Source organism: Treponema sp. R6D11 (assembly GCF_054786075.1).
Map to the genome: position 1 here is coordinate 1 of NZ_BDHD01000490.1, position 924 is coordinate 924.

General features: G+C 49.6%; 2 protein-coding genes. One reads left to right on the forward strand and one right to left on the reverse strand.

Features of this window, described 5'->3' with window-relative positions:
* Nucleotides 1–673, forward strand: a 673-nt coding sequence (locus ACYVTD_RS14175) for a response regulator (protein ID WP_461248369.1), incomplete at its 5' end; no start/stop codon positions are given.
* Between the two features lie 30 nt (nucleotides 674–703).
* Here the strand turns inward: ACYVTD_RS14175 and ACYVTD_RS14180 are convergent.
* Nucleotides 704–924 (reverse strand): DEAD/DEAH box helicase (locus ACYVTD_RS14180; protein ID WP_461248370.1); only part of this gene is annotated, 221 nt, incomplete at its 5' end.

Genomic DNA, 924 nt, shown 5'->3' on the forward strand with positions numbered 1-924 from the left:
ATACCATATTTACTTTATAGACTGGAAAATGCCGGTTATGGACGGCATACAGCTTGCCCGCGAAATAAAAACCCGCGTGTCGGAAAATTCCATTGTGATAATGATCTCCGCCGTCGAATGGAGCGCGGTTGCGGACGAAGCAAAGGCCGCGGGCGTCGATAAATTCCTTTCCAAGCCCCTGTTCCCTTCGACCATAGCGGAGGTTATCAACGAATGTCTGGGCGTGGACAAGCGGGATTTGGAAAAATCGCAGGCCGCGGACATCGCGGGCATTTTCGCGGGGCGGCGCATACTGCTTGCCGAAGACGTGGAAATTAACCGCGAAATCGTGCAAACCCTGCTTGAACCGACAAAACTTGAAATAGACTGCGCCGAAAACGGCGTGGAGGCCGTCCGCATGTTCTCGGAAGCGCCGCTTAAATACGACATGAATTTCATGGACATACAGATGCCGGAAATGGACGGTTACGACGCGACGAAGAGCATCAGGGCATTGAATATTCCCCAGGCGAAGACCATCCCGCTAATCGCTATGACACCTAACGTATTCAAAGAGGACGTTGAAAGATGCCTTAAAGCCGGCATGGACGACCATGTCGGTAAACCCGTCGATTTTAACGAAGTCCTCTTAAAAATGCGCTCCTATTGGGACAATCCGGGCTTAAAATTATAACCTTGCCTAAATCGCCCAAAACGGATAAACTTACCCTATTATATGGAATTCAAGAACTTTAACCTTCATTCTGCCGGATTTGTTAAGGTCTAGTACGCGGCCGGGGGTTCCAACCAGAATTTGGGCGTTTTCTTTTAACAGTTTTTCCTGTTGGGCGTAGCCTACGCCCCCGTAGAAACTTCCCGTCTTAAAAGGCAGGTATTTGCCGAGTATTTTCGCCTCTTCTTCTATCTGTACCGCCAACTCCCTTG